Source organism: Chryseobacterium sp. BGARF1 (genome assembly GCF_001677955.1).
Lineage (GTDB): Bacteria > Bacteroidota > Bacteroidia > Flavobacteriales > Weeksellaceae > Chryseobacterium.
Genome location: NZ_LELA01000133.1, coordinates 1 through 1,261, shown reverse-complemented (window position 1 = coordinate 1,261; position 1,261 = coordinate 1). Strand labels below are relative to the sequence as shown.

Below are 1,261 nucleotides of genomic sequence, written 5' to 3'. Positions count from 1 at the left end.
TGTAATCTTCCCCAAAAACAGGAACATTTAAAAATATAGTTTTTAAATTTGGAAGACTATGAAAAACAGTAAATTTTCAGAAGTTCAGATCATTAAGATTTTATCTGAGCAAAATCAAGGGAAAACAGTGAATGAGATTTGCCGGGAACACGGCATCAGCCAACCGACATTTTATAAATGGAAGAGCAAATATGGTGGTTTGGATGTTCAGCAACTCTCGAAGATGAAAGAACTTGAAAAGGAACTTTCGCAATACAAAAAAATCGTAGCGGAACTTACCCTGGAAAATGTGGTGATGAAAGATGTAATTGCAAAAAAGCTGTAACACCTTCTGAGAAGCGGGAACTGGTTGTTTATTCCGTATCACAACATGGAGTAAGCACTCGGAATGCGTGTAAACTTTTCATCATAAACAGTTCGGTATTTTATTACAAAAAGAAGAAAAACAATGAAGATGATAAGATCCGGGAAGAGCTGGTATTGCTTGCAGAAGAGCATCAGACCTGGGGATTCTGGACGATGCATCACCGTTTGAGAAACTTGGGGTTCGGGTGGAACCACAAACGGGTTTACAAAATCTACAAATCGATGAAGCTAAATTTAAGAAGTAAACGTAAGAAACGCCTTCCGGCAAGGGTAAAAGAGCCATTGCTTCGTCCTATTTATCCCAATATCACCTGGAGTATGGATTTTATGCACGATACTTTGGAGAATGGTAAAAGCGTTAGAAGCCTTAATATTATTGATGATTTTAACAGAGAGATTCTGAATATTACCATTGACACGAGTTTACCATCAGCAAGAGTAGTTTCCGAGCTGGAACAGCTGATCGATTGGCGTGGGAAACCGGAAAGAATAAGGGTTGACAATGGCCCTGAATTTATTGCAGGAAAACTAAAAGACTGGTGCAGTAATAACGGAATTGTCATTCAGTATATTCAGCCCGGAAAACCAACGCAAAACTCTTTGGTAGAAAGATTCAACAGGACTTTTCGGACAGAATTCTTAGATGTTTACCTTTTTGAGAATATCAGACAGATGAGAAATTATTCAGAAATCTGGATGTGGATGTATAATAATGAGCGGCCGCATAGTGCTTTGCAATATCTCACACCAAGGGACTTTTTATTGAAATATGGAAAACTTGCCCAAGCTAAGGCCCACGAGTTTCCCACATTTCAACAAAATTTTAACAACGACAACAAGAAATTATTAACCAAAAGCTCTACTTTTGAGTGTACTTAAGATGGGTGAGATTACA

Annotated in this window: 2 protein-coding genes; both read left to right on the top strand. The window is 38.1% G+C overall.

Annotation, left to right across the window (positions count from 1 at the left end):
• Positions 1–58 precede the first annotated feature (58 nt).
• Entirely contained in the window at positions 59–325 is a 267-nt protein-coding gene (locus AB671_RS20315; protein ID WP_066678585.1) for a transposase, read from the top strand.
• A complete protein-coding gene (locus AB671_RS20310; RefSeq protein WP_157444277.1) occupies positions 253–1,245 on the top strand; it encodes an IS3 family transposase in 993 nt (330 codons plus the stop codon). Before AB671_RS20315 ends, AB671_RS20310 begins: the two co-directional genes overlap by 73 nt.
• Positions 1,246–1,261: the final 16 nt, after the last annotated feature.

Excerpts from the sequence above, each read along its gene's own strand:
- AB671_RS20315 (WP_066678585.1), top strand. The coding sequence starts at position 59 with ATGAAAAACAGTAAATTTTCAGAAGTTCAGATCATTAAGATTTTATCT.